Genomic DNA, 24,822 nt, shown 5'->3' on the forward strand with positions numbered 1-24,822 from the left:
CAAATGGGACAGCCTCTTTTTTATAAACCCGCTGTTTAAGACTTTTACAAACAACACAGACACTTATTCTTAGTGAATATGCTGATTAATAACATCCGGTACCTCCTGCAATGAATCGATTTGATAGAATCCACTATTCGGCTCCACGTTGATGTCGACCTCGTTGTATTTCCATTCCATTTCGGCCGGAATATGAATCGCATTAATATTTAGCTCCAACGCGGGTACGATATCCGTTCTTAACGAATTTCCAACCATCCACGTAATAGCAGGATCAGCATGAATCGTTTTTAAAATATCCGATAAAGCCGTTGTGTCCTTATGTTCAGTTATGAAAACACGATTTTCGAAAAAGGTCGTCAGTTCCAATTGGGAGATTTTCCTGCGCTGATTCATTTCATCTCCACCCGTATGTAAATACAGTTCATGACCGGCATCCTTTAATTCCTGGAGAGTTTCATTCATATGAGGAATCGGTTCAACCGGGATTTCAAATACTTTGTATCCCAACTCCTTTACATCATCCATTTCATTCTTTTTCTTCTCTTTACCCGTTTGATCACAAAAGTATCGGTAGGCACGAACAAAAGACTCAGGAAAGCGGTCCGAATCTAAACCGTGAACGCTGATGGCTTCAATATCCATTTCAAGCTGCTTCTGCCTGATTTCCTTCTTTGTCAATGAAGGAAACCAGCCTGTCATTAGATCCGTATATTCACCGATAACCTGATTGAAATACCTGTTACAATAGGCCAGCGTATCATCGAGATTAAATAAAATGTTTTGTTTTTCCATGGTTACCCCTTCGTTATATGGTTTTCCGTTCTATTTTTCCAAAGAAAATGGATTAATATTACGTCTATTTACAATAAAGATGGGGACCTACATTTCTTTAAAAGATTTCTTTTATGAAAATAAAATGCTTAAGCAATTCCCTTTCATTAATCGATATTCGATCCGTTAATTCCTTCGTTCGCAATACAAACTCTTTCACTCCGATGAATTCTGATTCAGCAATTAAATAAAACTCTGTTCCTTTTTTATATCCATTAAACGACTTTTTTAGTGTGTATAACTTCATTGAATAACCTCTAGTGATAAAATTTGCGCTTTGATTCATAAGTGGAATTATACCATTAATCATTAGCAAAATTGGATATTTCTACTTACTATCACAAATGGTGACAGTGGCACCATTTGTTCTTCCTATTTCCGGAAGTTCTTTTCATTGTTTATCCGATTGAACAAAGCTATAATATAATTTATTTAGGATTACTAAATTTATAGAAAAGAGAAGATTGCATGAAGCTTTCCAAAAAATTGGCACTATATATTTTAATGTTTGATATGTTTATCACCTTTAGTGCGATCGGCCTAATTCTCCCCGTGATGCCTGCCTATTTGAAAACCTATGGTGCTGCGGGACAAGCATTAGGCTTTATTATTGCGATTATCGCATTTGCCCAATTTATTTTTTCTCCTGTTGCAGGAAATCTATCTGACCGCCATGGTCGAAAAAATTTAATTATCTTTGGTCTTTTCGTGAGCGGCCTTTCCCAAATTGCCTTTGGATTGGCTGATGAACTATGGATGCTTTACCTTTGCCGATTTTTTACAGGACTTGGCTCAGCCTTTATCGTGCCACCTGTTATGGCCTATGCTGCAGATATCACAAGCAATACAGAACGCGGAAAAGCAATGGGCTGGCTCGGTGCTGCGATTTCGTTAGGCTTTATGATTGGTCCAGGAATTGGCGGATTTTTATCAAATATCAATTTGCATTTTCCTTTCTTTTTTGCAGGCTCCGTGACGATCCTTGCCGGAATATTATCATTCCTATTCCTTCCAGCAATCAAACCTGTCGTGAAGGAACTGTCAAAGGGAGAAAACATCTTCCAGCAAATGGCCCGCTCCTTTAAGACCAGCTACTTTGTATTATTAATCGTTGTGTTTGTATTCTCATTTGGAATTTCTAACTTTCAATCCACATTAACCATGTTTTTAACCTATAAATTTAATTATACACCAAATGACATTGCGATTGTCATGACCTTGGGCGGCTTTGCCGGTGTGATTGTCCAAGGGTTTGCACTCAACAAATTATTTAATCGATTCGGTGAAATGAAGATTATTTTATTCGGTCTGCTTGTTGCAGCCTTCAGTCTTTATGGCATGTTATATGTCAACGGCTTTTATTTCATTTTATTGGTTGCCACGATTTTCTCAACAGCAACAACACTCATCCGTCCGGCCGTCAATACGTTAATTTCAAAAACAGCCGGAGATGAGCAAGGTTTTGCAGCCGGGATGAACAATTCCTACATGAGCTTAGGAAATATGATTGGACCTGCATTAGCTGGAACCTTATTTGACTGGCACCAGAGCATTCCTTTTACATTTGGCGCTATTATTTTACTTGGCTGTTTCTTCCTCGCCTTTATTTGGACAAGGAAGTCTGTGGCCAAACAGCAGAAAGCATCTTGATTAATAATGGAGCCGCTTTTGAAAACTAAATAAGCAAGGTTTTAAACAAAAAGGCTTGGTTCTATGTTATTAAAACCAAGCCTTAATTTGTAAATGGATTTTGGAAACCGATATTCGATTAATACACCCATTAGTTCAACAAGACAATGTTGAATAGCCTGAACTTCATTTATGTAGATTTTTCTTCATTAGGGATGCCACCTGTATATTATCTTGGTTAGATGTGTTTTCTAATTGTTTAATAATTAACGCTTGTCGTTCCACAGGATGATTTTGACTTAATTTAGCTTTTGCTTCAATTTTTGTAATATTTATTTTGAATGCTACAATTCCTCTACTCATTCCTTCGATAAAATTGGAGTCTACATCATTTAAATTGTATGGACTATCCGGACTCTCATATTTTTTTACCATTTCATTTAAAGAATCAACAATTACGTTTTGATTTTCAATGATCTCCATCACTCCATAGACATGGATGGATACATAATTCCATGTGGGTACTGCCCTCCTTGTTTCGTACCATGAAGGAGAAATATAACAATGAGGACCTTGAAAAATAACAAAAATTTGTTGATTTTCAGTATCCCTCCATTGTTCGCTCGGATGTGCAAAATGACCATATAAAGCATTTTCAGATTTATTTAATATCAGCGGAAGATGGGTAGCGTAAGGCTCTCCCTTATGCTGAGAAAATAAAGTTGCAAAGCTATACTTTTCTATAAAATCGTAAATAGTGCTTTCATCATTAATTTTAAAATATTTGGGAATATACAATTCGAGTCCACCTTTTACCATATAATTATTTTACTTTGTAAAAAATTGAAGTTATAGCTTTTTAATAAAAAAGCCCATTAACAGGTTCCACTACTTCTCGAATGATTTTTCATTCATAATCGGGGCAATCACATCAATTCGATTGGTCCAAATCATACCGTTAAAATTAGCTGGAAGCCGTTCAATGTCTTGCGCTTCATCAAAACCTTCCGACCATTTGCCATTTCCTGCAACGAGAACCACTCTCGTATTTGCCGCATCCATTCGGTTAAGAAACTTAGTGGGAAATCCCCATAACCACGGGGCGATTTTTTCTGGGATATGTATCTGTGTATTTTCACAGGCTGAAGGAGTGTATCCAGTCCATCCTACTGCGATATAAGGAATCAAACAGCTCTTCATCGATTCCATCGACATGACTCGAAGGTTCGGTAATCGCTGTTTTAAGGCGGCAATTGGCCGATCACCTCCATAGGCAGATAATTGACTGATTCTCTCGTTGGAAAAAGAAGTCAGATAATCTGCTAATTTGGCTCCTTCATCAGGATCATCGCTTTTGATATTAATCAAGAATTGTTTGTCCGGGAAATAGGTGAGCACCTCATGTAGGGTGGGCATTAATCCAATCCCTTTGCCACGAAAAGGATAGGTCTTGCCGTTATCCGCGGTATAGCCGTAACCAACATCCAGCTTCTTTAACTCCTCCATTGTATGATCCCTTGTGACGCCTTTTCCATTTGTTCTACATTCCAGGTTCCAATCATGAAAAACAGCAAATTCCCCATCATTGGTGGGATGGATATCCAACTCTACTACATCTGCCCCTTCCTTAAATGCTGCCTCCATGGATGGAATGGTATTTCCAATATAAGGATGCTCCGGTTCATAAATCCGCTCAGCCGTACACGTATCCCCGGTTAGGCCTTCCATCGGATAGGTTTGTGACAGCCCAGCATGGGCAAGAAGAACAGGGTCTTCACTTCGTTCCTTCGTGAATAGACTACTATTATTAAAGAAAATAAATAAAACAAACAAGAGAAAAATAAGTGCTATTCGTTTTATTACTTTTTTATCTTTCACTTTTCAATCCTCCTTATTCATTATAAGATGAGATAGGCTTTGATAATTTCAGCATGTACACTATAGTAAATAAGCTGCTATTCACACAATGGATAGATAATGATAAAACTATGATAATTTACTAATAAAATAGAATATGAATGATGATGTTTAGGAGATACTTATGAAAGCATTAGCAAATATAATTGTTGAAAGTGGTTCCCCTTTTGAAAAAGGAACCTTTATTCCCTTGAATCGTTCACAGATGATTATTGGCAGAAGGGGGGATAACTGGGAACCTGATATAGCATTTAATAATATCTTTGTATCAAGGAAACATTTATCTATTTCCTTAGAAAACGGCATGTATCTCATTAAGGATTTAAATAGTAAACATGGTACATTCGTTAATAATCAGCGATTAATTCCAAATGAAGAATTCATCCTTAAGGATTCTACAGAAATTTCGATTGCTAATCATCTAATTAAACTAAGCTTTTCCTCTTCAAGTATAGAACAGACAGCAGATATGGTTCCAACTGTACAAATGTGTAAATGGGTAAATAACCTGGCTTTAGATCCATTGAGGCAAGAATTATCTATTCAAGGAAATACATTTATATTCTCTGACAAAGAATATAAATGTATCGAACTCCTTTTAACAAAAGTCAATCAAATTGTACCGATTGAAGACATGAAGAAATGTGTATGGAATGAGAGGGCACAAACAGAAAGCGCCCTGCTAGATGTCAGCTCAGACGAAGTAAATGCATTAATCTACCGGGTTCGTAAAAAAACACAAGATATTGTACAGATTGAAAATATCAGAGGAAAAGGATATATTCTATCATTTAATAAATAGGATAACTAGAAGGCTTATATAATCTAGGAAACAGGTTTATTCGAATGTCCTTTGCAAGGTTAACACATGAAAAGCCTTTTGAATCAAAACATAAACGATAATCCTACTTGGATTATCGTTTCCTTTAGCTTAGTCTATATAATTATTAATTTCTTTCACAACCTTTGCCGGCACTCCTGCAACAACCGTATTTTTTGGAACATCCTTTGTTACAACTGCTCCTGCTGCAACAACAGAGTTGTCACCAATTGTCACACCTGGCAGTATGGTTGCGTTTGAACCAATCCATACATTTTCGCCAATAGTAACGGGAGATGGGTATGTTGTATTTCTTGTTTCTAAAGATAGCCCATGATTCAATGTAGCAATTGTGACATTCATCCCAATCAATGATCCGTTTCCTATACTAATGCCGCCTCTATCTTGAAAGGAACAACCTGTGTTAAAAAACACGTTTTTCCCAATCATAATATTTTTACCAAAATCTGTATAAAATGGCGGAAAACACATAAAAGATGGATCCACTTTTTTACCTGTCAGTTTACTGAAAATCTTTACTATTTCTTCCTTTGAATGATAGGATGTATTCAATTCCATCGTGATCTTTTGGGCATTATAACTACATTGAGTTAATGCCCGTGTAATACTTTGTCCTCACCTGAAATGGGATTGCCTTTCCTGCAAAAATCTATAAAATCTTCCATGTCCATTTTTTAACCCACCGTTTTTACTTATATAACCACACTTCTTATTATGTTAATCAATAATCATATCTCCAGGCAATGAATAAGTAATTCATTTGCATCATTTTATATCATTCCACCATGGAAAATGTGGAATAGAAAAATCTCCTTTTAATGGAACGGTTTCGCAAATTTTAGGAGCAATTAGTAGTACTCCTTCTGTGTCTGCTGCTTTTATTGCCCTTTCTATAGGATCTGTCCATCCATGATACGCAAGTGTAAATGCACCCCAATGCATTAACATCATAATCTTTCCATATACATCTTTATGCGCTTGGACAGATTGTTCGGGAGTCATATGAATCCCTTCCCACCTCTTATCATATTGACCGCCTTCGATTAAAGTAAGATCAAATGGTCCATATTTTTTCCCAATCTCATTAAAATGACCACCATACCCACCATCACCGCTAATATATAAACGTGTTTGTTTTCCTAGAATCACCCAGCCTCCCCAAAGGGTTGTATCTCGATTAAAAGCTCCTCGTCCAGAAAAGTGTTGGGAAGGAGTCAATGCTACGGTTAAACCCTTATACTTTATTTCATCCCACCATTTGAGTTCTGTCACTTTTTCTTTGGGAATTCCCCACCTGATTAAGTGAGCACTTACCCCACAAGGAACATAGAAATGCCCCACCTTATTCTTTAGCTTTCGGATGGATGGATAATCTAAATGATCATAATGATCATGCGTAATGAAGACCGCATCAATCGGCGGCATATGATCAATAATTGGCAAAAGATCTTGACTATAGCGTTTACTTCCAACAAAAGAGACCGGGGAAGCAACAGGTCCAAGCATAGGGTCAATGAGTATCTTTGTATTGTCGATACTTAAAAGAAAAGCAGAATGACCAAACCAAGTTAAACTGTCTTCTTTACTGTTAATTAGGTTCCAATCAATCTCGGATACTGGAACTTGACGTGCGGGTTTGATCTCTTTAGCACGTGTGATGGATTCCTTCATCATCGAAAGGAATTCGGAAGGACTCATGTTCATTTTTGTTAGGATAGGATTGATAAATTTCCCTTTATGAAAGTTATCAATTGTTTGATAGACTTCTTTTTCTGCTTTACTTGGGTTTCCACCAAATGCTGGAGCAATGAATAAAAACAATAAAAGGGCTGCACATAATAATAGTAAAAATATAAAAATATATATCATAACCTTTTTTACCAATCCTTTTCTTACAAGGGATTAAAGAGAGAAAAAAGAAGAGTGCAAGTCCAAACTTGTGCACCCTCTTCTTCCTTACTATATTTATTATAATAATTGGACTTAAGACCATTTACCAGTTAATACCTCTGTTCGATCAGTTGCAGGGGCAGGTGTTCTTGACAAACGTGATATTTCATCATACAGTTCCTGCATATGAAGCAGAAACTACTTCGCCAAATAGCTGTTTGTATTTTTCCTTACTTTTTCAACATTTTCCATAAAAACACCTTCTGTTTGGGTTTAATTTATCATTTATAATCAACATTTGTTAATCACTTTCTTGAATGAATCATCGAAGAGTATCATGCAAAAGTATAATAGAAGGAAAATTCAAGGATAAATAGAAATAATATTCTTCCTTTTTTACCAATCATTCTTAAATTCAGTAGAATGGTGATTCAAGAATGGAATGACTTTTCCAGCTTGTGTTATGGCAGAACAAACCTGGAACATTTTTAGATTGGAATTTGGAATAATCCTTTAAAATTTATAAGAATGAATAAACCTGAGTCCCTATTTATACAGGGCTCAGGTTTATTATTGCTGTTGATTCATATTGCCTTAATGCATTGGATTTTCCCAAGCTCCTCTAACCTCAACACCGGTTTCTTTCGCTGCTGTTTCAAGATCGTGGATTTCTTGCGCTGTCAGACTAACCTTAGCGGCTTTTATAGCAGCTTCAATATGAGACGTTTTCGTAACGCCGATAATCGGCACCGTCCCTTTCGCAATAGACCAAGCTGTTGCAATTTGTGCAGTGGACGCATTGTATTTACCGCCGATTTTCCTCATGACCTTCATTAAACCTTCAAGCTTGGCAAGCACATTTGCGCTAAAAGCCTCGCCTCTTCTAGTACCACTTGGTAGAGGGTTCTTCGCACTGTATTTATCGGTTAAAGCCCCTTGTTCCAATACCATATAAGAAAAGAACACAATTTCATTTTCGTGGCAATAATCAATAATTCCGGCTTCTTCAGATGAACGGTAAAGCAAGCTGTAATGGTTTTGTACAGCGGAAAGTTTCAGCCCTGCTTCCGCTAAAATGCTGGATGCCAATTTAATTTCTTCCAGATTATGATTGGAGACACCGGCATGCTTTATCTTGCCGCTTTTCATCAAAGGGATTAATTTTGGCGTCCATCTCTTTACATCTTCCGGGCTATGTATCCAATAAATATCAACATGGTCCACCCCGAGCCGGTTAAGGCTTCCGTCCAAAATTTCCTCAACAGCGTTGTCATTATAGCCTGCCATTCGTGGAGTAAATTTCGTTGAAATCAGGACATCATCGCGTTCCTTGATAAAACTCCCTAAAATCATTTCAGAGGCGTTCATCCCATATACAGCCGCTGTATCCCATAAATTGAATCCTGCATCCATTGCCGCGTCAAATACGGGTCTTAATTCCCTTTCTGTGAGATGATTTCCAAAAACAGCATCCCCTCCGTTTGCCCCAGTCCCCCATGACCATGTACCAAAAGCAATCGGGGGAATTTCTTCGTTTTCAAATTTTACTAATTTCATTGTGTTTCAACCCCTTTCTCTATTATTCGGGCAGCTAACAGCTCAAGTTCGATTCAACGCATATGCCTCGTAATCCTTCGCACTTAGCTATAGCTGCTCATCAGACAACTACAACACTCCATACATGATAATTGGTTTCAAATAACTAGTATCGATCCTGCTGAACTTAACCATTCATTCCCTTCTTTTTCATGTGTCAATATTAAGTGGGACAGAAAGATGGAATTGCTACTGGTTGGCATTACTTACACTATGTAAATCGAGCAATAGGTGGGGCCGGTTTTATTATTATTGAGATGACAGATGTAGAACCTGACGGCCGTATTACAGATTTTGACTTGGGATTATGGACAGACGAACAGGTTCCTCCTTTAGCACGAATTGTTGAAGCTTGTCATTAGTATTGAGCCATGAAAAAGACTTTATCGAACTAATTATTTATGTATCTAAAAAGGCTAGGTATGTTTGCTACCTGGCCTTCTTATATGAAAAATGATTGATGGAGAATGTTCTTTTGTTCTATCAGATTTTTTAAGAGGAATTATAATATCCTCTCCATCAAAATTCCCGACTCTTTTGCAAGAGACTTAGGTGGTATAGGCTTCTCTTCCTTTAACCATGGTTAGTCATAGAGACAAATTACTTGACCCGGAATGGGTCAAGTTACCTGTGCTGCGGCCCTCTTACCGATTATCTTTTTTCAATTGTCCCGTCAGAATAGCGGGCAAATCTTCCGGAATTCCGTTCATTCACTGGATCCGGACGGCCCCATGGCCAGCCGCCAAATTGTGTTTGCTGATAATCCCTGAATGCTTCACGAATCTCCTCTTGCGTGTTCATGACAAATGGACCGTATTGAGCAACCGGCTCTTGAATCGGCTCCCCTTCCAGCACTAATAGATAACTTTCGGCAGATCCATTGATGATAGTAGTTTCTGTGCCACCAGCAAGCTTGACACGATTCATACTTGTAATCACTGTTTCGCCAATGCTTATTTCATTTCCTTCATAATAATATACATTTCGATTCAATGTTTCAGAAACGGCTGGAAATGTAAAGGATGCTTCCGGCTCCATTTTAATGAGATAGATCCCGACATGATTATCCTTATCTTTTGCCCAGGAAGCCTTGCTTGGCTCTAAACTATCTTTGCCCAGCAAATTCCCGGCAATCAGCCTGACCGTTGATTTTTTTCCATTATCCACAACAGATTGAATCACAGGAATATCCTCAGCCCATAGCATCTTATATTCCGGCTCGGCAAATTTATTTTTCGCAGGGAGATTTAACCAAATTTGAAAAAGTTCTAACGGATTGCCTTTATCCTGATGGACAAGTGGAAACATCTCCGTATGTAGACAGCCTTTTCCCGCTGTCATCCATTGCACATCCCCGTTGCCGTAGCGGCCTAAAGCACCTGTTGAATCAAAATGGTCTACAAAACCTTCCAAGACAACTGTTACAGTTTCAAATCCTCTATGCGGATGATATGGAAATCCCGGTACCTTTTCTCCATGATACATCCTAAAACCATCTTTTATAGTAAAATCTTCTCCTAGATTTCTTCCAGCTAATGACACATTCGGTCCTTGTTCCTCATTTCCTGCAGGATAGGCATCTCGATGATGCATCGTGACAAGGAAGGGGCTCTCAGCCTGCCATTGAAAACCTAATTTTTGTACATGTAGTATATTCCTATTTTCCAAATACTTTCTCCTCCAATTCATATAGAGATATCTCGATTTCAAGATAATAATAAAAGGAATATCCAACAATGTCAATTTTATAGGCCGCAGGGTCGAGATGTCCCTGTGGACCCACTTTAGTGTTATTCACGGTATAAACTCCATTTTCTTGTTTTACTTAAAAAAATAAAAAAGTCCGTTATCCATTTTGATATTAGTGCAACCACCGCATACCCCCAAAATAGCATTAAAAAGTTCTCTTTTCCACCGAAACGAAATAGACCTATACCGACCATAAGCGGTTTTAGAATAAAAGCAAGAGCAAGGCAGAGTAGTAATATCCAAATATAATAATTCTTCCCTTTGTTAAGGATGTATTGATACAAAAGAATAAAAGTTACTGGAACAAATGACGAATCCAGTGAAACACTAGCAGGCAGTGCTGGAAATATTTTATACGGATATATCCATAAGCCCTTTATAACTCCAAATGCATCTATCATCGCGAAAAATATATGTATTCCATATCCATAAAAGCCTAGATGAAAGATTTTTTTTCGATCTATAAAGAGAATTAATATGACAAGTGGAATGACAAGCATTGCTATGCATAACCAAAATTGCCAAACAGAGGGATTAGAATATTCCAGCCAATAATTAATCCATATATCACTCAATTTAATTTCAGACTTTCTAATCTTTTCAAGTAGTTTTAATTGGTCCTCTTTCACAATGGCACCTCCTATTTTAGTTAGTATCAATTTTTAAAAGGAATATTATTCCTAACTAAGTGGCGCGGGGACGAAACTGTCCCCCTATAAAATGAAAAAATTCCTGCTCGTGTATACACTCACAGGAATAAAAAAAACAAAGTTAAATTAGCAAGCGCCATAGCCGTAGAAGCTTGCACCTACAATAATTAATAAAATAAACAATACTACAATTAACACAAAATTATAGTGTCCATGACAGCCGTAACCATAAGCAGGAGTTAGACAGTCATAACCATAAGCAGGAGCTGAATAGGTCGGCATTGGCGCCACATTTGGTGCTATATTTGGCATAACATTAGCACCAATATTTGCTGGTGCATTAAGGTTTGGATACATTTTTACACTTCCCTTCGAGTAAGGAATTTCTATATATAATACTCCCGAAGGTGAGTTTGGAGCCCGTCTATAAAAAAATGGGTGAATGTCAGGGTTTGGGCGATGACAAAAAAAAATCAAATTGAATAATAAAGATAGTGAGCATATGAAATGGAACTTTTATTATGATGTACGATCAGACGCTGCATTTTGTATGTTCTGCTACTTCTATTCCAACTTGACACTCTGAATAAATACTTAAAAGAAGGCCTTGTCACTAATCTTGATACATATGCTGATAGATGACTACCCGGTTTTCTTTTCTCATTCAGAATTTGAATCATTTCTTCTACTGTCCTTATATTAAATCCATGACCAAAAAATCTTCCATCATTAAGGACAACAGCATTTAAACCTCTGAACCATGGTGTTTTGGGATCAAAATCAGGATTATTCAGGTACACGACATCTCCAGGTAATAAATGATGCGAATAAAAGGTGATGATCCCTAGGTCAGTATCTGTATGCCAGCTGTAAAGATACAGATTTTGAAAAAGTGAATTAAATAAATTACTTCCTATACTATTCAATATGGCATGGTAATAGATGATCGGAATAGCGGTTGCACATTCAAATGCATAGAGCGAACTGTTCCGAAAAACATCCAGAATCGCATCAGATGGCCGCACATCTGGTCTTAAAAGAAACCCGCCTGCTCTTGTCAATTGCCAATACCTGGGATTACAGCGGGCATATTCAAAGGCTGTAAACACGGCTTTACCTTTGTTCATTTCGTTCGCACTTTTGATAATGTTCTTTCGCACTTTAAGTTCAAACAATAATTCATCCACGGAATAATAAGTATATAAATCGGGAGCGTTCTGCATCATTTGAATAATTGTTTTTTCAATACTTCCAAGCTGCCAATTTTCATTCGGTTGAAACGGGACCCCTGATATTTGGATCATACAATCCCCCATTCCTATTTCACTTTTCATCTTCATTCATATCTATCGTATTCTCATTTTTATTAATCATGTTAAATATTAACTGGGAGGGGTCAGGGGGACAGGCACCTCGTTCCAGGTTCAAAAAATAAAAAAAAATGCCGCAGCAATCCCATTCTCCTCATACCCGTTTCGTAATTTTCGCAATATTTTAACTATTAGAAACTCGAAAAATAAATGATAATAGTAGAACAATGAAAAAATGCTTCGGGGGTGACTGAATTGAAACCATTATCAATCGATTTTTTCCAACAGCCTACACTTGAATTAGCCCAAAACTTACTTGGGTGTCTTCTGGTAAAAGAAACAGAAGAAGGCATCGCATCAGGATACATAGTGGAAACTGAAGCGTACATCGGACCAGGTGACAGGGCTTCGCACGGTTTTGGAAATCGTCGCACTAAAAGAACGGAAATTTTGTTTGGAGAGGCAGGCTATGTGTATACTTTTGTCACCCATACACACACGCTTGTGAATGTCGTAAGCGGTCCAGCCGAAGAATCTGAGGGCATTTTGGTTCGGGCCATCGAACCGGTTGAAGGGATTGATTTAATGCGAGAACGCCGCGGGATAGATAATCTAAGAAATTTAACCAACGGACCTGGAAAATTGACCAAAGCGCTCAAAATCAAAATGGATGATTACGGGCTTCCCATTACAAAACCGCCGTTATACATTACCACTGGAAAGATTCCAGAAGCCATTTCAAAAGGACCGCGGGTTGGCATTGAAAATTCAGGTGAGGCAAAACATTACCCTTGGCGGTTTTGGATAACTGGAAATCCCTTTGTATCAAGGAAAGGTTGAAAAATGAGTCAGGGGGACAGGCACCGTGGCCCAAACTATCATTCATTCATTTCGTTTCGGACATCCTGACCTTTTTCCTTATTGTAAAAAAAGTATGGAGGGGATTGACCATCAAACATTAAAAGAAGCATCTACTTTTTATGTCATAAACGGAACGATAGAAAAGATTCAGTGAGGTGAAAGATTGTATATTCAATTTGGATAGAAACCATTATAAGGATGCGAATGCCAATGTATTATTAAACAATCTTTATAAGCATACGGCCTTACAAACTACATTCGGTGTTATTCTGCTTGCACCTGTGAACGGTGAACCAAAGGTTCTGAATCTGAAGCAATGTCTTTTTTATTATCTTGACCACCAACAAGTGATTATCCGCAGGACACACGTTCCGTTATGTGTAATAATAATTGTGATTTTACATTTTTATAGGACATACTTTCCGCTATTTAAATGAAAGGTTGTTATTTTTTCGTAATTTTTAGCAAATAACGTACTCAGTGTCCAAAGGCTCTCCAAAATAGATTTATTTATGATATTAACGTACTCAATGTCCACAAAAAAGTTGAATCATACAATTTAAACTAAAACGCATGGATTCTACCTGTAATCCATGCGTTTCTGTTTGTTATTTCTATTGATTTTTCTGTTTTGATTTTGAATATTTTTTTACATTTTCTCCACTTTATCGGAACTACTTAACCTAATAAGCAGCTCTTTTTTATATTTGATGTACATTCACCTTCATTAATTATTAAAAATGTCACCTAAATTGATCGACTACACAATAATTACATTTACCACAATGTTTTTCATAGTAAAGATTCAATCAGACGATGAAACCCCATAGACCCCCTACTTTGCCTTTTGGGTCAATGAACCTGTCCCCTCGACCCTTTGTTGTTCTTTTATCATCATTCCTCCTATTAGGCCGATAAAAGTAAACAACACCGGGATCAGCATTCCGTAGTGGTAACCTACTTCAATGGGAGCCTGATGAAAGTGGTCCAGCATTTTACCGAAGAAGAATGGCAGCAAAACAGCACTGATAAATCCTCCAGTGTTGGCAAATCCTGTTACTACACCTACTTCCTTCACAGAAAAAGTTTTTCTAACAATGGCAAACGTTAAAGGACCTCCACCATGCCCAAATCCAATCAAAAATAATAATAGGATAACCATAAATACCGGCGGCTTCTCCATGATAAATAAAGCGATCCAGCAGAGAAAAATCATCAATTGAATGAGTACATAAGGACGCTTGACTGCTTCCAATCTACTTGTAACCCAAGTAATGACAAAAGAGCCAATAATCACTCCGATTAGACCATACATCATCAGCTGACTGGCACCTGAACGGCTGATTTCAAGGACATGTATTCCATAAGGGACACCCCATGAACCAATAAATCCAACATAGGTACCCACGACACCAAAGTGACAAAAGAACGTCGCCCATGCTTGCCGGCTGGAAAGCATTCTTTTAAGAATCGTCCATGTCTTTTCATGTGTTTGAGTTTGACGGACGTTTGATTTCGAAATGTGTTTAGATTCTTGTCCAGGTTTCTTCTCAAGAACAAAATAAAGAAGAATGGCGATCACGCACAATAGAATACCTGTTGATAAAAATATTGGTCTCCAACCTGCCAGCGCAATGAAATATGAAAAGGGAACGGTTGCTAAAAGCGATCCAAGACCTCCGGCCACACCCGCAAATCCAAGTAATCTAGTAAACTCCCCAACTTTAAACCATTTACTTAAAATTAAAACTAAATTGACCCAAATGGTCGCGTCTCCTACCCCTACTAACAACCTAGAAAATAATAATATATATTCATGTGACGCTAAACTATAGATGACCGTACCTAAACCATTTAAGAGCGTTCCAAAGATAAGAAAGTAGTTAGGACCAAATCGGTCTGATAAAAGACCAATTGGTATTTGTAATCCGGAATAGGCTACAAATTGAATGCTTGTGATTAACCCAACAACTGTTGCAGAGATTTGAAAATCCTTCATTACCTGGTCTGTAATCAATCCCGGAGCTGTTCTTTGACCCACAATCAAGAAATAAGCAAGTAATACTGAGGCAAAAATGATCCATCTGTAAGAACTATTTTGTTTATCCAATTTATTTGTTCTCCTAAGTTTAATTCCATAAATAGTATACTCCTTTATATGATTATAATAAAAAACAAATTTTACCAATTAGAGCAAAAATAATGGTGCAGGCTCCATCTATATTCAAGACAGGTTCCTGGCACCCTTGGTATTTGGAATTCAAAAAATAGGTGCACTGCCACCTTTTGTCCCTTTGCCTCCTACACGTAAGAGACCTAAGTGTAACGAATTTTACCTCCATTAATATGAAGAACCTGGCCTGTGACATAAACGGATTCAATTGAGGCTAGGTATACGTTGAAGCGATTTCAAATGGCTGTGCTGCGCGGCCCATGGGAAGGTCAGCTCCAAAGGTGAGCTGATTTTCAGCAGGATAAGTACTTACAGTTAGTGGAGTCCACGCCGGTCCAGGAGCCACTCCATTTACTCGTATGCCCTGATTTACAAGCGACATAGCCATGGTCCGGGTGAAAGAGACTACGGCCCCTTTAGATGCTGAGTAATCGATCACACTTTTCTCTCCTTCATAAGCGACCCTAGATGAAGTATTAATAATGCAACTCCCTGGCTTTAAATAAGGCAATGCGGCTTTCGTCAAATAAAACAAAGGGAAGACGTTTGTGCGGAATGTATTTTCAAGTTGTTCATTCGAAACGTCCAGTATACTTCTTGTGTATGGTTGCACTGCCGCATTATTCACTACTATATCCAATCGTCCAAATGTTTTGATTATCTGTTCTACAGCTGCCGACGAAGTTGCGGGATCCCTTAAATCCCCCGGCAGCAACAGGCATCGTGCACCTAATGACTCTACATATTGTTTCGTCTCATTCGCATCACGATGCTCATTAAGGTACATAATCGCTAAATCAGCGCCTTCCTTCGCGTAAGCTGCCGCTACTGCACGTCCAATTCCACTGTCACCACCGGTAATAATTTCTACTCGATTTTTTAGTTTGTTGTTACCGGCATAACCAGGATAATCAAAAATAGGACGGGGCTGCATAACCCACTCCAGACCCGGTTGTCTATTCTGATGTTGTGGTGGAAAAGTAATCGGTTCTATCACTACGCGATGCGTGACTCCTATGTACGGATAGACTGGATAATTTTGATCCATGATTTTCCCCCTCATAGCAGCCAATTCATTCTCAAAACACGATATCCTGTAGAAGAATATGACATAAAACTAATAGATATTCGCTAATTAGGCATTGTGCCGCCATCATACCAATCCTTTCATAATAGTCGACATGAAATAAAAATAAGCGCTAATCCTGATGCAGGAAAGCGCCCTTTCTCAATATTCAACATGTACAAAATTATATTCTTGCTTATTACGCACTATTCATTTTCAAATGTTGTTGTAAAATCATTTACATGATTACTTATTGTTTTCGCTTGAGTCCAATGAAGATAGTGATGACCTTTTAAGATGACCACTTCACTTGAAGGATGATTCGTTAATTGGGTCTGATAAAAAGTGACATTGGATTTACCTTCTTCGTTTACTTTATCCTCTTTCGTCGTAAAAAACAGTACTGGCATATTAGAGGGAAATGACATATGAACTGTTTTTTCGATATTCTGTTTAATTTCATTTCCTTCCTGCACTACATTCCTGTTATTGCCTTTCCAAGCAGAAATGGCTTTGGTCATGTCTAGATTCTCTTCAGAATACGTACCTTCCTCCGCTATTGGCAGGAAGTTATCGGCCATCAAATAGACAGCCAATCTTGCTATCCCAGTTGGGGCAACATAACTCCAATAATTGGGCATCAAAGGGGCAGCTTCATGAAAATACTCCAGTGCCTTTGGCAAAGTAGGATCAATCCCGATAACCGCTTTTACTTCACTAGGATATTTGTTGGCATAGTACATGCTGTATAACCCAGAAATCGAGTGCGGCATTAAAATAAACGGTCCTTCTATATTCGATTGATTAAGAACTGATCTGATTTCCCCTACAATATTTTCCACGGTTCGTTCTTTATTGGTAGCATCACTCCAGCCATACCCAAACGCTTCTACAACTGCTACTCTATTATTCTTTGCGAGTTCATTTATGAGGGGTTCGAAATCTAACACAGGTGCAGCTGTCCCTAAGCCGCTCATTAACAGAATCGTATTTTCTCCCTCTCCTTTTGTATAGATATGCATCTTCTTCCCGTCAACTTCCACTAATTGACCTGTAGGCGGATATTTTTGATGTTCATAGACAGTCATTCCTTTATGGAAAAAGAACCACAACAGGAGTACTGCTGCCATAAATAACAGTATGTTTCTAGTCATTACCCTAAATCGAGATTTTCCTTTGGTTTTCATTTTCTCTCACTTTCTAGCATTTTGAATATTATTCTATCACTTTATTTTTAAGACAATATTAACGTTCTTTGTTATGAGATCGAATTGATAAACATCTGTGAAACCAGCTGGAGATCAATGATAAAATGAATGATTACAATCGGTACTATCCGTTGCTTCTTTGTATAGAAAATCCCTAAAAAGATAGCTAAAGGAATAAACGAAAGCAGTCGCCATAACATATAATCTGCCTCCAGTACGATCGGAAGAAATACATGTTGAAGCGCCAGGAAAAAACCTGCAATCAGGATCGGCATATAAATTTTCCCTGTGATTTGCTGCAATCTTGGCAATGCATATCCAATATAAGTAGGAGTTTCAACTAACGCATTAGATAACGGAAAGAGGATGAGCGCAATAACTGCATAACCGATTGGAAGTGCCTGAAAGTGCGTGTCAGGCGGTGGGATAGCACCTAACAGCAGGTAAGAAAACAAATACAACGGAACAGCCCCTCCGATTACTGCTGCTAGAAAAAGTACCGCATATTCCCGGACAGTTTTCCGATTTTTATCAACCGGTGCTCGGAAAAGACTTCTGTAGGAACGACCTTCTTTTTTTAGTAATTGATTAATAATCAAAAAGGAAAATAAATTAGCAAAAATCACTTGAAACGGCCACCATTTTTCCGCATCATTAAAAGGCTGGTCACTCCCCTGTAAAGCTAGTATTCCTACAAATAGTATTCCCATGATAAAAAATAATACGGTTCTCAATATCAACGAAAAATACACATGATGGACTTTTTTTGACACGGACGACATGTTAACCGGTAAATCAGTTTGCATTCATATTCCCCCATTTATTTGGTTTGCGGACATTTTTCCGCCGTTTGAATCTTTTCAGAATCTCAATGGCTTCCCCAAGGTTTCCATTTTTCATGTTTTGTATATGCGTATGAGTGAACTACCCACCACTTAGCTAACCTTACGGTCTGCTTGAAGTGGGGGCTTCTCGACTTATCGTTGCTTTTATTAGCCAACGAAAACTGACCGAGCTAACCCTCTTGTTCCAAGAGTTATTGTTTCTATGATAATGCCAGTAAGCGTAATCCTTCATTTTTGATATTGATTGCTGAATTATAGTCACGTTCTGCTACATAGCCACAAGAACATTGATAGGTGCGTTCAGATAGCGACATAGGCTTTTCTGCACCGCAACAAGAACATTTTTTAGTAGAAGGAAACCACTTATCAATTTTTACTAGCTGTTTACCCTGTTCTTTTAGCTTGTACGCTAAGAAAGTAGTGAACATGCCCCACCCATTGTCGTGAACACTTTTTCCAAAGTGAAGGGCTTGAGACATTCCTTTCATATTCAAGTCCTCAATCACGACAGCATCAAAGTTGGAAGCTAATTTTTTTGATTTGTGGTGAAGATAATTCATACGCTGGTTCGCTACTTTTTCATGTAATTTAGCCACTACTAAGCGTTGCTTGTTCCAACGTGCAGAACCTTTCTTACGCTTAGACAGAATGCGTTGTGCTTTTGCTAATTTTTCTGACATGACACGATAGTAGCGAGGATAATTGGCTTTCTCATTCTCGCTACTCACATATAATTCAGCCATAGCAAAATCTAGCCCAACGACATTTTCTATTTTTTTAGGCTGTATGTCTTTTTCATATTCTGTTAGAACAGATACATAGTATTTCCCTGACTTCGTTCTGGAAATGGTACAGGATTTCAGTTTATAATTAGCAGGGATTTTCCTATGCTGTTTTATTTTTAAGAGTTTTAGTTTTGGGAGTTTGATATGACCGTCTTTTAATTCGATGTTTCCATTGACTAAATTAGTCGTATAGGATTGTTTTGCCTTACGGTTCTTGAACTTTGGAAATTCAGCATTTCCTTCAAAAAAATTCTTATAAGCAGTCTGCAAGTTGATTTGTGCATTCGCTAAAGCTAGTGAATCCACTTCTTTTAGGAATGGAAATTCACCTTTATATTTTGCAGGAGTCGGAAACTTTTGCTTTTTAAGCGTTTCTTTATCATCCTTGAACTTTTCATAGGTTTCCTTGCGTTCTGCCAACATCTTATTATAGACAAAACGAACACAGCCGAAAGTTTTTGCTAATAACACAACTTGATCTTTGTGTGGTAACAACCGAAATTTGAAAGCTTTGTTTTGCTTGGTCATATTCATTCACCTCCTAGTTATATTATAGAACACTTGTTCCTAATTTGCTATTATTTTGGCTAAAGCCAACTGAAAATCATCTCCCACCTACTCATTGGGCTGTCGTCCTTCACATTCCTTGAGGATGGGAGACTTCTTTCGGAGATCTGTTAAAACCAGACTCATATTTCAATCCATAACCAAGCATGCGATCCATTCCAATATGAGCAATCCAGATCAGGCAGATCATGGTAAGACTATTATCTGAAAAAATAGACCCTGCTAATAAGAGAAGAACAGGGGTGGTATAAGTATGAGCAAAATTATATAGATAAGCTCCAATTTTGTTGTTTACTGTGTAACCGATCATAAATACATCCGGAAACAAGAGCAATAGGAAAAATAGCCACCAGGTATAACCATTGAAAAAATAGAAATATGCTCCTGCCAGTAATAAAATAAAACTTTCGATTTTGATTAATGTTTGATTCATTTTCACCTTTTCCCTTTTTTGAAGTTCATTTTCTAAAAAACTAACGTTCGTTAGCTTAATTCATACTAAATATCCATTCCCATTTCAATTTAAAATGGGTGGATACATTAAAGGATAATCCTCAAAAAAACGATCAAATAATACAAACAAAGCAACTAATGTATCGGTAACTCCTAACTATTGATATTGATGTATTGAAGAAAGTACTGTAAATGTTCGTTCATTTTATTTTCGACGTCTGTTGTATCGTTATCATCATATTTTACAAGTAAGTATTCCGTTATCATCGTAAAAATAGGATATTGATATTGAATAGCCAGCATTCTGGTATTTCCCTGCTTTAATTTATTTTCATTCATAAAAGCTTGAAATGCATGTTCGAGAAAATCAATCGTCCTTTTATACACTTGATTTAAAATGATTTCCCTTGCCCGCTGGTCCCTGAATTGTTCAATATTTAAAATACGCCACATTTTTTCATGCAGCTCATCCGCTACAGACTTTTTAAAGCTCTCCATGCCATCGAGCAGAAATTTTTCAATGGTGGTATTTTTTGCAATAATAGGCAGTTTATCCATGCTTGGAAGGGCAAGGTCATGTTCTGCTTTAAATACTTGGTAAATCAATTCAAGAATTTCTTCTTTTGAGCGGAAATGATTATATAAGGAGCTTTCCTTGATTCCAACGGCCTTGGTTAGTTCCCTCACAGAAACGGCAGAGTACCCTTTTCGTGAAAATAAATCAATAGACGCTTCGAGAATCTTTCTTTTCGTTCCCTCTACAGATAAACGATCCATCTTCAAACCTCCTTACGTGTTTTGATTTTATAGTACTCAATTTAGATTATGTTTTATTATATGAAAAATTATAACTAACGTTCGTTAGTTAGGCAAGATTTATTTTACAACTTTTTGAAAAGTCTACCTAAGTTGAAATCGGAAACATATTCGATGATGTTTCCGATTTTGTATCCTGTTATTTTACTGTGAATTCTTGAGTTATTTGATACGCCTTCCCGTCCTTCGATGTCATCCATACCTTTAGAAGATAGTCACCGGTTTTTAAATCCAATTCATGTAGATCAATCTCGTAGCTTAAGGATTCACCCTGCTTTATGGTCTCCTCTCCTAACACCGCTAAAAACATCGTCAGACTTGAAAACAGATAGATTTGTTCTCCTTTATCTGTTTCTACTGAATAATCAATCCTCTGTGAGCTGGAAAATTCAAACTTAACTTCCTTTTCTGTTTGATTGTTCACTTCATATTGAAAAACCAAGGGACTTGTTTCCTTTAGAGCAGCCGTTATCTTCCCCGCCACAATCCCACTCCCATCATTGTTGGTTTCATTACTGTTTGCTTTCCCACATCCGATAAGCAGAAATCCTAGAATCAAGAGGACCCATGCTTTTTTCATGGCCACACCTCATCTTCAAATAGTATCATTACTTATACTTTTCAGAACCCGGCTAGTAATAGTTTATGATGATATATCATTACTAGAATCTCCCAAACTTCATTTGGAAGCATAAGAACCGTCCCCATGCTTCCATTCCGTCGGAAGGAGCTGGTAGTAAGTTTTTTGTAGGAAGCGGTCGTCGATGAGGACGATTGTGCCGTGGTCCTTTTCTGAGCGGATGAGGCGCCCTCCTGCTTGGAGTACTTTGTTCATGCCTGGGTAGACATAGGCATAGTTGTAGCCGTTTTTTCCCTGTTCGTTAAAATAATCCTTGATCAAGTCCCGCTCAAAGCATAGCTGTGGCAAACCAACACCTACAACAACCACACCGTTTAAACGGTCGCCGACTAAATCGATCCCCTCTGAGAAAATCCCTCCGAGTACCGCAAAACCCAGCAAGGTTTCCTTTTGATTCGGCTGAAAAGCTTCCAAAAAAGCCTCTCTCTCCTCTTCCGTCATTCCTGTTGTTTGAATCAATGTTTTTGTCTCATCATCCTCCTGTTTAAACTGATCATAAACGGTAATTAAATACTGATAGGACGGGAAAAAGATTAAATAATTCCCTGGACGGCTTTGAAGCAAAGCCCTTAGGTTCGAAACGATTTCATCCTTTGTCCGTTCCCTGTCCCGGTAACGGGTGGACAACGATTTGATAAAGACATCAATCTGCTCGCTTGAAAATGGCGATGGAAGCGAAAGATGATAATCATCCTCTTTCCCGCCAAGAATATCCTGATAATACGGAAGAGGCGAAAGCGTTGCAGAGAAAAATACTTTGCTGCGATACCCTTTTCCCATTTTCTGAAGAGAATTAGCCGGATTCATGCAAAAAAGCTTGAGATGCAGGTCATTTTTCTCCTTTTCACCATAAATAACATAGGAATCATCTAGGAGCTCGACAATTTTTAAAAAGTTTTTCACTTTGAAATACGCTTCCAAGAGATCTGGGGAAGCTTCTTTTTTCAGGACCGCCTCAGCTGTTTCCACAAACTCAAAAAGCAGCAGCTGTAAGCTGTTGTCCAGCTCCTCCAAAACAAAATTTTGTTCAGGGGAGGTCTTTATCAAAGCGATAAACCAAGCATTTATATTAGCAGCAAGTTGAAAAACAGCTGTGCCCTTATAGTCTCTTTTTAGCTGAAGAAAGGTCCTTTTATTTAATGAAGCGGAAAACATATCCCGGCCGCGGTCGACCAAATTATGTGACTCATCAATCAGTACGGCAGTCGATTTCTTTTGCTCCTCAAACAGCCGCTTTAATGAAACCCGAGGGTCAAAAATATAATTGTAATCACAGATAACGGCGTCTGCCTCATACGCCAGATCGATCGAAAACTCAAACGGGCACACCTTGTGCTTATGCGCATATTTCTCCAGTACTTCACGGGTTATCCCGTTTTCATGCCGAAGAATATCCAAAATGGCTTCATTGATTCGGTCATAATATCCATTTGCATACTCGCAATAATCCTTTTGGCATATCGTTTCATCCTTGAAACAAACCTTATCCTTGGCTGTAATGGTAATAGTATGGAGACAAAGACCGCCGGCACGCATCCTTTCGAATGCCTCCTCTGCCGTTGTCCGCGTAATCGTTTTGGCCGTTAAGTAAAACAGCCTATTCAAAAGACCCTCTCCCATCGCTTTTACGACTGGAAAAAGGGTAGAAATCGTCTTACCAATTCCGGTCGGTGCCATCGCAAATAGGTTTTTTTCATCCTGGATGGTCTTATAGACAGCTCCCGCCAATTTTCGCTGCCCTGCCCGGTAGGTTTCAAATGGGAAAATTAATTCTTTTATACTTTCATTACGATTCTGAAGATGTTCCTTTCGGAGCAAGGCATAAGGTGCGTACCCTTGAACCATTTCGGCGGCAAAACCTTCTAATTCAGAATATGTGAACTTCTTTTTATAATATTGCTTAGCATCTGTTTCCACATGGACATACGTCAACTGCACAGTTATATCCGCTAATTCATGGTCCCTTGAATACATGTAAGCATACATTTTTGCCTGTGCCCAGTGAACGGGATAACCTTCTTCTGGAAGCTGGTCGAGCGGCTGTGAAAAAGACTTTATTTCATCTATGATAATCTCATCATCACGAAACAAAAGGCCGTCACAGCGGCCATCAATGACGAATAGGAGAGGTTGAAAAGGAATTTCTGTCCGTAAATAAACTTCTTTCTGATCTGTCTCCTGATAGGTTTTTTGTATTTTTTGATGGATTCTCGTGCCTTCTACTAGAGTGGATTGAGAGAGAAAACGAGAATCAATGCTGCCGCCTTGGTACACATATTCCACAAGTGTCCGTACGGATATATGAACGTCATTTGACATGTTATCACCAGCTTGCTAAAAATAGGAATATACGTTTGCTTTAAGTATATCAGAAATTCATGCATGCTGGATAGCTTCAACTGCTAGACGATAAAGTAAGAGTCTGTCGCAATAAGTTGCAAATTCATGAAGTAAGTCATTACAATTACTCAAAATAAATTGATTTTGAATCAAATCATTCAAATTTATTATTATAAGAGTTTCCTACCTTTCAGCATATTTTTCACTCATTCTAGGTGAACAAGATTTCAATCCATTTCTCTTGTTTCAAGTCCATTTCCTGAGATGTAAAAATGAGTATCCTTAGTAATCAAGGCTGTACTTTGTATTAGACGTTGGTTTTTGAATACCTTTATAAACTTTGATAGAATGGCTTTTCTTCATCGAAAAATAATTTTATACGATCCCTTACAAATAGTTTTCCTATTTGCTTAAGTTTTTTATGTCCCTTTGCATTCCCGCCTTTTTGAATACGTTCAATTTCTCCTAATAGTTTTTGTTCGCGTGTCATTTTATTCACTTCCTATCTATAATTTTCAGTGCATGTCTTGCTTACACTAATTGTATAAGCAAGAGTCGTGCCAAATTAAATTTTTAACTAAATATTTTTAATATTTCATCTATTGCCCGTGTTATTACTGTGGAATGTTATTATTTCTGTTTATTTTTAATA

25 protein-coding genes and 3 pseudogenes are annotated in these 24,822 nt (G+C 37.9%); 6 read left to right on the forward strand and 22 right to left on the reverse strand.

Translation table 11 applies throughout. The features are described 5' to 3' along the window. Positions 1-69: 69 nt before the first annotated feature. Positions 70-795 carry an HAD family hydrolase gene (locus R4Z09_RS20855; RefSeq protein WP_338448650.1) on the reverse strand — a complete coding sequence of 242 codons (726 nt, stop codon included), beginning with the start codon at positions 793-795 and terminating at the stop codon, positions 70-72. A 97-nt stretch (positions 796-892) separates the two neighbouring features. Continuing rightward, positions 893-1,081 carry a hypothetical protein gene (locus R4Z09_RS20860; RefSeq protein ID WP_338448651.1) on the reverse strand — a complete coding sequence of 63 codons (189 nt, stop codon included), beginning with the start codon at positions 1,079-1,081 and terminating at the stop codon, positions 893-895. Between the two features lie 221 nt (positions 1,082-1,302). Between R4Z09_RS20860 and R4Z09_RS20865 the strand changes: the two genes are divergently transcribed. Continuing rightward, positions 1,303-2,484 (forward strand): MFS transporter, encoded by a 1,182-nt coding sequence (locus tag R4Z09_RS20865; RefSeq protein WP_338448652.1) that lies wholly within the window; start codon positions 1,303-1,305, stop codon positions 2,482-2,484. A gap of 165 nt (positions 2,485-2,649) precedes the next feature. Here R4Z09_RS20865 and R4Z09_RS20870 read toward each other — a convergent pair whose 3' ends face one another. After that, complete coding sequence (locus R4Z09_RS20870) at positions 2,650-3,261, reverse strand: FMN-binding negative transcriptional regulator (RefSeq protein WP_338448653.1); 612 nt, start codon at positions 3,259-3,261, stop codon at positions 2,650-2,652. A gap of 90 nt (positions 3,262-3,351) precedes the next feature. Next, on the reverse strand, positions 3,352-4,341 hold the full coding sequence (locus R4Z09_RS20875; RefSeq protein ID WP_338448654.1) for a glycerophosphodiester phosphodiesterase family protein: 990 nt from the start codon (positions 4,339-4,341) through the stop codon (positions 3,352-3,354). 163 nt (positions 4,342-4,504) lie between these two features. Here R4Z09_RS20875 and R4Z09_RS20880 point away from each other — a divergent pair, with 163 nt between their 5' ends. After that, positions 4,505-5,182: an FHA domain-containing protein gene (locus R4Z09_RS20880; RefSeq protein WP_338448655.1), complete on the forward strand. Its 678-nt coding sequence runs from the start codon at positions 4,505-4,507 to the stop codon at positions 5,180-5,182. A 129-nt stretch (positions 5,183-5,311) separates the two neighbouring features. Here the strand turns inward: R4Z09_RS20880 and R4Z09_RS20885 are convergent, their stop codons facing one another. The 3 genes from R4Z09_RS20885 to R4Z09_RS20895 all read right to left on the reverse strand — a co-directional run bounded on the left by R4Z09_RS20885 (position 5,312) and on the right by R4Z09_RS20895 (position 8,668). Continuing rightward, complete coding sequence (locus R4Z09_RS20885; RefSeq protein ID WP_338448656.1) at positions 5,312-5,779, reverse strand: sugar O-acetyltransferase; 468 nt, start codon at positions 5,777-5,779, stop codon at positions 5,312-5,314. A 207-nt stretch (positions 5,780-5,986) separates the two neighbouring features. Then, the gene (locus tag R4Z09_RS20890; protein WP_338448657.1) at positions 5,987-7,090 is read right to left on the reverse strand and encodes an MBL fold metallo-hydrolase; all 1,104 of its coding nucleotides are present in this window, start codon (positions 7,088-7,090) and stop codon (positions 5,987-5,989) included. Between the two features lie 615 nt (positions 7,091-7,705). Further along, the gene (locus tag R4Z09_RS20895; protein ID WP_338448658.1) at positions 7,706-8,668 is read right to left on the reverse strand and encodes an aldo/keto reductase; all 963 of its coding nucleotides are present in this window, start codon (positions 8,666-8,668) and stop codon (positions 7,706-7,708) included. A gap of 191 nt (positions 8,669-8,859) precedes the next feature. Between R4Z09_RS20895 and R4Z09_RS20900 the strand changes: the two are divergent. Then, a pseudogene (locus R4Z09_RS20900) lies at positions 8,860-9,066 on the forward strand (NADPH dehydrogenase); the annotation flags it as partial. A 292-nt stretch (positions 9,067-9,358) separates the two neighbouring features. Here R4Z09_RS20900 and R4Z09_RS20905 read toward each other — a convergent pair. The 5 genes from R4Z09_RS20905 to R4Z09_RS20925 form a co-directional block, all read right to left on the reverse strand. After that, positions 9,359-10,375: a pirin family protein gene (locus R4Z09_RS20905; protein ID WP_338448659.1), complete on the reverse strand. Its 1,017-nt coding sequence runs from the start codon at positions 10,373-10,375 to the stop codon at positions 9,359-9,361. After that, a complete protein-coding gene (locus R4Z09_RS20910) occupies positions 10,365-10,505 on the reverse strand; it encodes a hypothetical protein (protein ID WP_338448660.1) in 141 nt (46 codons plus the stop codon). Before R4Z09_RS20910 ends, R4Z09_RS20905 begins: the two co-directional genes overlap by 11 nt. Next, positions 10,498-11,085 (reverse strand): CBO0543 family protein, encoded by a 588-nt coding sequence (locus R4Z09_RS20915; protein WP_338448661.1) that lies wholly within the window; start codon positions 11,083-11,085, stop codon positions 10,498-10,500. The genes R4Z09_RS20910 and R4Z09_RS20915 overlap by 8 nt, the downstream gene beginning before the upstream one ends. A 147-nt stretch (positions 11,086-11,232) precedes the next feature. Further along, complete coding sequence (locus R4Z09_RS20920) at positions 11,233-11,463, reverse strand: YjcZ family sporulation protein (protein ID WP_422392208.1); 231 nt, start codon at positions 11,461-11,463, stop codon at positions 11,233-11,235. A gap of 116 nt (positions 11,464-11,579) precedes the next feature. Then, positions 11,580-12,410 (reverse strand): protein-glutamine gamma-glutamyltransferase, encoded by an 831-nt coding sequence (locus tag R4Z09_RS20925; protein WP_338448662.1) that lies wholly within the window; start codon positions 12,408-12,410, stop codon positions 11,580-11,582. A 252-nt stretch (positions 12,411-12,662) separates the two neighbouring features. Here R4Z09_RS20925 and R4Z09_RS20930 point away from each other — a divergent pair, with 252 nt between their 5' ends. The 3 genes and pseudogenes from R4Z09_RS20930 to R4Z09_RS31160 all read left to right on the forward strand — a co-directional run. Beyond that, positions 12,663-13,256, forward strand: a complete 594-nt coding sequence (locus R4Z09_RS20930) for a DNA-3-methyladenine glycosylase (RefSeq protein WP_338448663.1) — start codon at positions 12,663-12,665, stop codon at positions 13,254-13,256. Between the two features lie 25 nt (positions 13,257-13,281). Next, entirely contained in the window at positions 13,282-13,431 is a 150-nt protein-coding gene (locus R4Z09_RS20935; protein WP_338448664.1) for a hypothetical protein, read from the forward strand. Positions 13,432-13,471: 40 nt separating this feature from the next. Beyond that, a pseudogene (locus R4Z09_RS31160) lies at positions 13,472-13,639 on the forward strand (DNA gyrase subunit A); the annotation flags it as partial. Between the two features lie 473 nt (positions 13,640-14,112). Here R4Z09_RS31160 and R4Z09_RS20945 read toward each other — a convergent pair. From R4Z09_RS20945 to R4Z09_RS20990, 10 genes and pseudogenes are all read right to left on the reverse strand, one after another. Beyond that, entirely contained in the window at positions 14,113-15,387 is a 1,275-nt protein-coding gene (locus tag R4Z09_RS20945; protein ID WP_338448666.1) for an MFS transporter, read from the reverse strand. 206 nt (positions 15,388-15,593) lie between these two features. Beyond that, positions 15,594-16,498: pseudogene (locus R4Z09_RS20950) on the reverse strand (SDR family oxidoreductase). A 224-nt stretch (positions 16,499-16,722) separates the two neighbouring features. Beyond that, a complete protein-coding gene (locus tag R4Z09_RS20955) occupies positions 16,723-17,703 on the reverse strand; it encodes an alpha/beta hydrolase (RefSeq protein ID WP_338448667.1) in 981 nt (326 codons plus the stop codon). 71 nt (positions 17,704-17,774) lie between these two features. Continuing rightward, positions 17,775-18,530: a type II CAAX prenyl endopeptidase Rce1 family protein gene (locus R4Z09_RS20960; RefSeq protein WP_338448668.1), complete on the reverse strand. Its 756-nt coding sequence runs from the start codon at positions 18,528-18,530 to the stop codon at positions 17,775-17,777. Positions 18,531-18,769: 239 nt separating this feature from the next. After that, a complete protein-coding gene (locus R4Z09_RS20965; protein ID WP_338448669.1) occupies positions 18,770-19,882 on the reverse strand; it encodes a transposase in 1,113 nt (370 codons plus the stop codon). A gap of 109 nt (positions 19,883-19,991) precedes the next feature. Further along, positions 19,992-20,354, reverse strand: a complete 363-nt coding sequence (locus R4Z09_RS20970; RefSeq protein ID WP_338448670.1) for a DUF4260 domain-containing protein — start codon at positions 20,352-20,354, stop codon at positions 19,992-19,994. A 173-nt stretch (positions 20,355-20,527) separates the two neighbouring features. Further along, positions 20,528-21,151, reverse strand: a complete 624-nt coding sequence (locus R4Z09_RS20975; protein ID WP_338448671.1) for a helix-turn-helix domain-containing protein — start codon at positions 21,149-21,151, stop codon at positions 20,528-20,530. A gap of 178 nt (positions 21,152-21,329) precedes the next feature. Continuing rightward, positions 21,330-21,770: a BsuPI-related putative proteinase inhibitor gene (locus R4Z09_RS20980; protein ID WP_338448672.1), complete on the reverse strand. Its 441-nt coding sequence runs from the start codon at positions 21,768-21,770 to the stop codon at positions 21,330-21,332. A gap of 99 nt (positions 21,771-21,869) precedes the next feature. After that, positions 21,870-24,149, reverse strand: a complete 2,280-nt coding sequence (locus tag R4Z09_RS20985) for an ATP-dependent DNA helicase (RefSeq protein ID WP_338448673.1) — start codon at positions 24,147-24,149, stop codon at positions 21,870-21,872. 352 nt (positions 24,150-24,501) lie between these two features. Continuing rightward, positions 24,502-24,660 (reverse strand): hypothetical protein, encoded by a 159-nt coding sequence (locus R4Z09_RS20990; protein ID WP_338448674.1) that lies wholly within the window; start codon positions 24,658-24,660, stop codon positions 24,502-24,504. Positions 24,661-24,822 lie beyond the last annotated feature (162 nt).

It is taken from the genome of Niallia oryzisoli, assembly GCF_036670025.1.
Lineage (GTDB): Bacteria > Bacillota > Bacilli > Bacillales > Cytobacillaceae > Bacillus_BD > Bacillus_BD oryzisoli.

Excerpts from the sequence above, each read along its gene's own strand:
- R4Z09_RS20855 (WP_338448650.1), bottom strand. The coding sequence starts at position 795 with ATGGAAAAACAAAACATTTTATTTAATCTCGATGATACGCTGGCCTAT.
- R4Z09_RS20860 (WP_338448651.1), bottom strand. The coding sequence starts at position 1,081 with ATGAAGTTATACACACTAAAAAAGTCGTTTAATGGATATAAAAAAGGA.
- R4Z09_RS20865 (WP_338448652.1), top strand. The coding sequence starts at position 1,303 with ATGAAGCTTTCCAAAAAATTGGCACTATATATTTTAATGTTTGATATG.
- R4Z09_RS20880 (WP_338448655.1), top strand. The coding sequence starts at position 4,505 with ATGAAAGCATTAGCAAATATAATTGTTGAAAGTGGTTCCCCTTTTGAA.
- R4Z09_RS20885 (WP_338448656.1), bottom strand. The coding sequence starts at position 5,779 with ATGGAATTGAATACATCCTATCATTCAAAGGAAGAAATAGTAAAGATT.
- R4Z09_RS20890 (WP_338448657.1), bottom strand. The coding sequence starts at position 7,090 with ATGATATATATTTTTATATTTTTACTATTATTATGTGCAGCCCTTTTA.
- R4Z09_RS20895 (WP_338448658.1), bottom strand. The coding sequence starts at position 8,668 with ATGAAATTAGTAAAATTTGAAAACGAAGAAATTCCCCCGATTGCTTTT.
- R4Z09_RS20920 (WP_422392208.1), bottom strand. The coding sequence starts at position 11,463 with ATGTATCCAAACCTTAATGCACCAGCAAATATTGGTGCTAATGTTATG.
- R4Z09_RS20925 (WP_338448662.1), bottom strand. The coding sequence starts at position 12,410 with ATGATCCAAATATCAGGGGTCCCGTTTCAACCGAATGAAAATTGGCAG.
- R4Z09_RS20955 (WP_338448667.1), bottom strand. The coding sequence starts at position 17,703 with ATGAAAACCAAAGGAAAATCTCGATTTAGGGTAATGACTAGAAACATA.
- R4Z09_RS20960 (WP_338448668.1), bottom strand. The coding sequence starts at position 18,530 with ATGCAAACTGATTTACCGGTTAACATGTCGTCCGTGTCAAAAAAAGTC.
- R4Z09_RS20965 (WP_338448669.1), bottom strand. The coding sequence starts at position 19,882 with ATGACCAAGCAAAACAAAGCTTTCAAATTTCGGTTGTTACCACACAAA.
- R4Z09_RS20970 (WP_338448670.1), bottom strand. The coding sequence starts at position 20,354 with ATGAATCAAACATTAATCAAAATCGAAAGTTTTATTTTATTACTGGCA.
- R4Z09_RS20975 (WP_338448671.1), bottom strand. The coding sequence starts at position 21,151 with ATGGATCGTTTATCTGTAGAGGGAACGAAAAGAAAGATTCTCGAAGCG.
- R4Z09_RS20980 (WP_338448672.1), bottom strand. The coding sequence starts at position 21,770 with ATGAAAAAAGCATGGGTCCTCTTGATTCTAGGATTTCTGCTTATCGGA.
- R4Z09_RS20985 (WP_338448673.1), bottom strand. The coding sequence starts at position 24,149 with ATGTCAAATGACGTTCATATATCCGTACGGACACTTGTGGAATATGTG.
- R4Z09_RS20990 (WP_338448674.1), bottom strand. The coding sequence starts at position 24,660 with ATGACACGCGAACAAAAACTATTAGGAGAAATTGAACGTATTCAAAAA.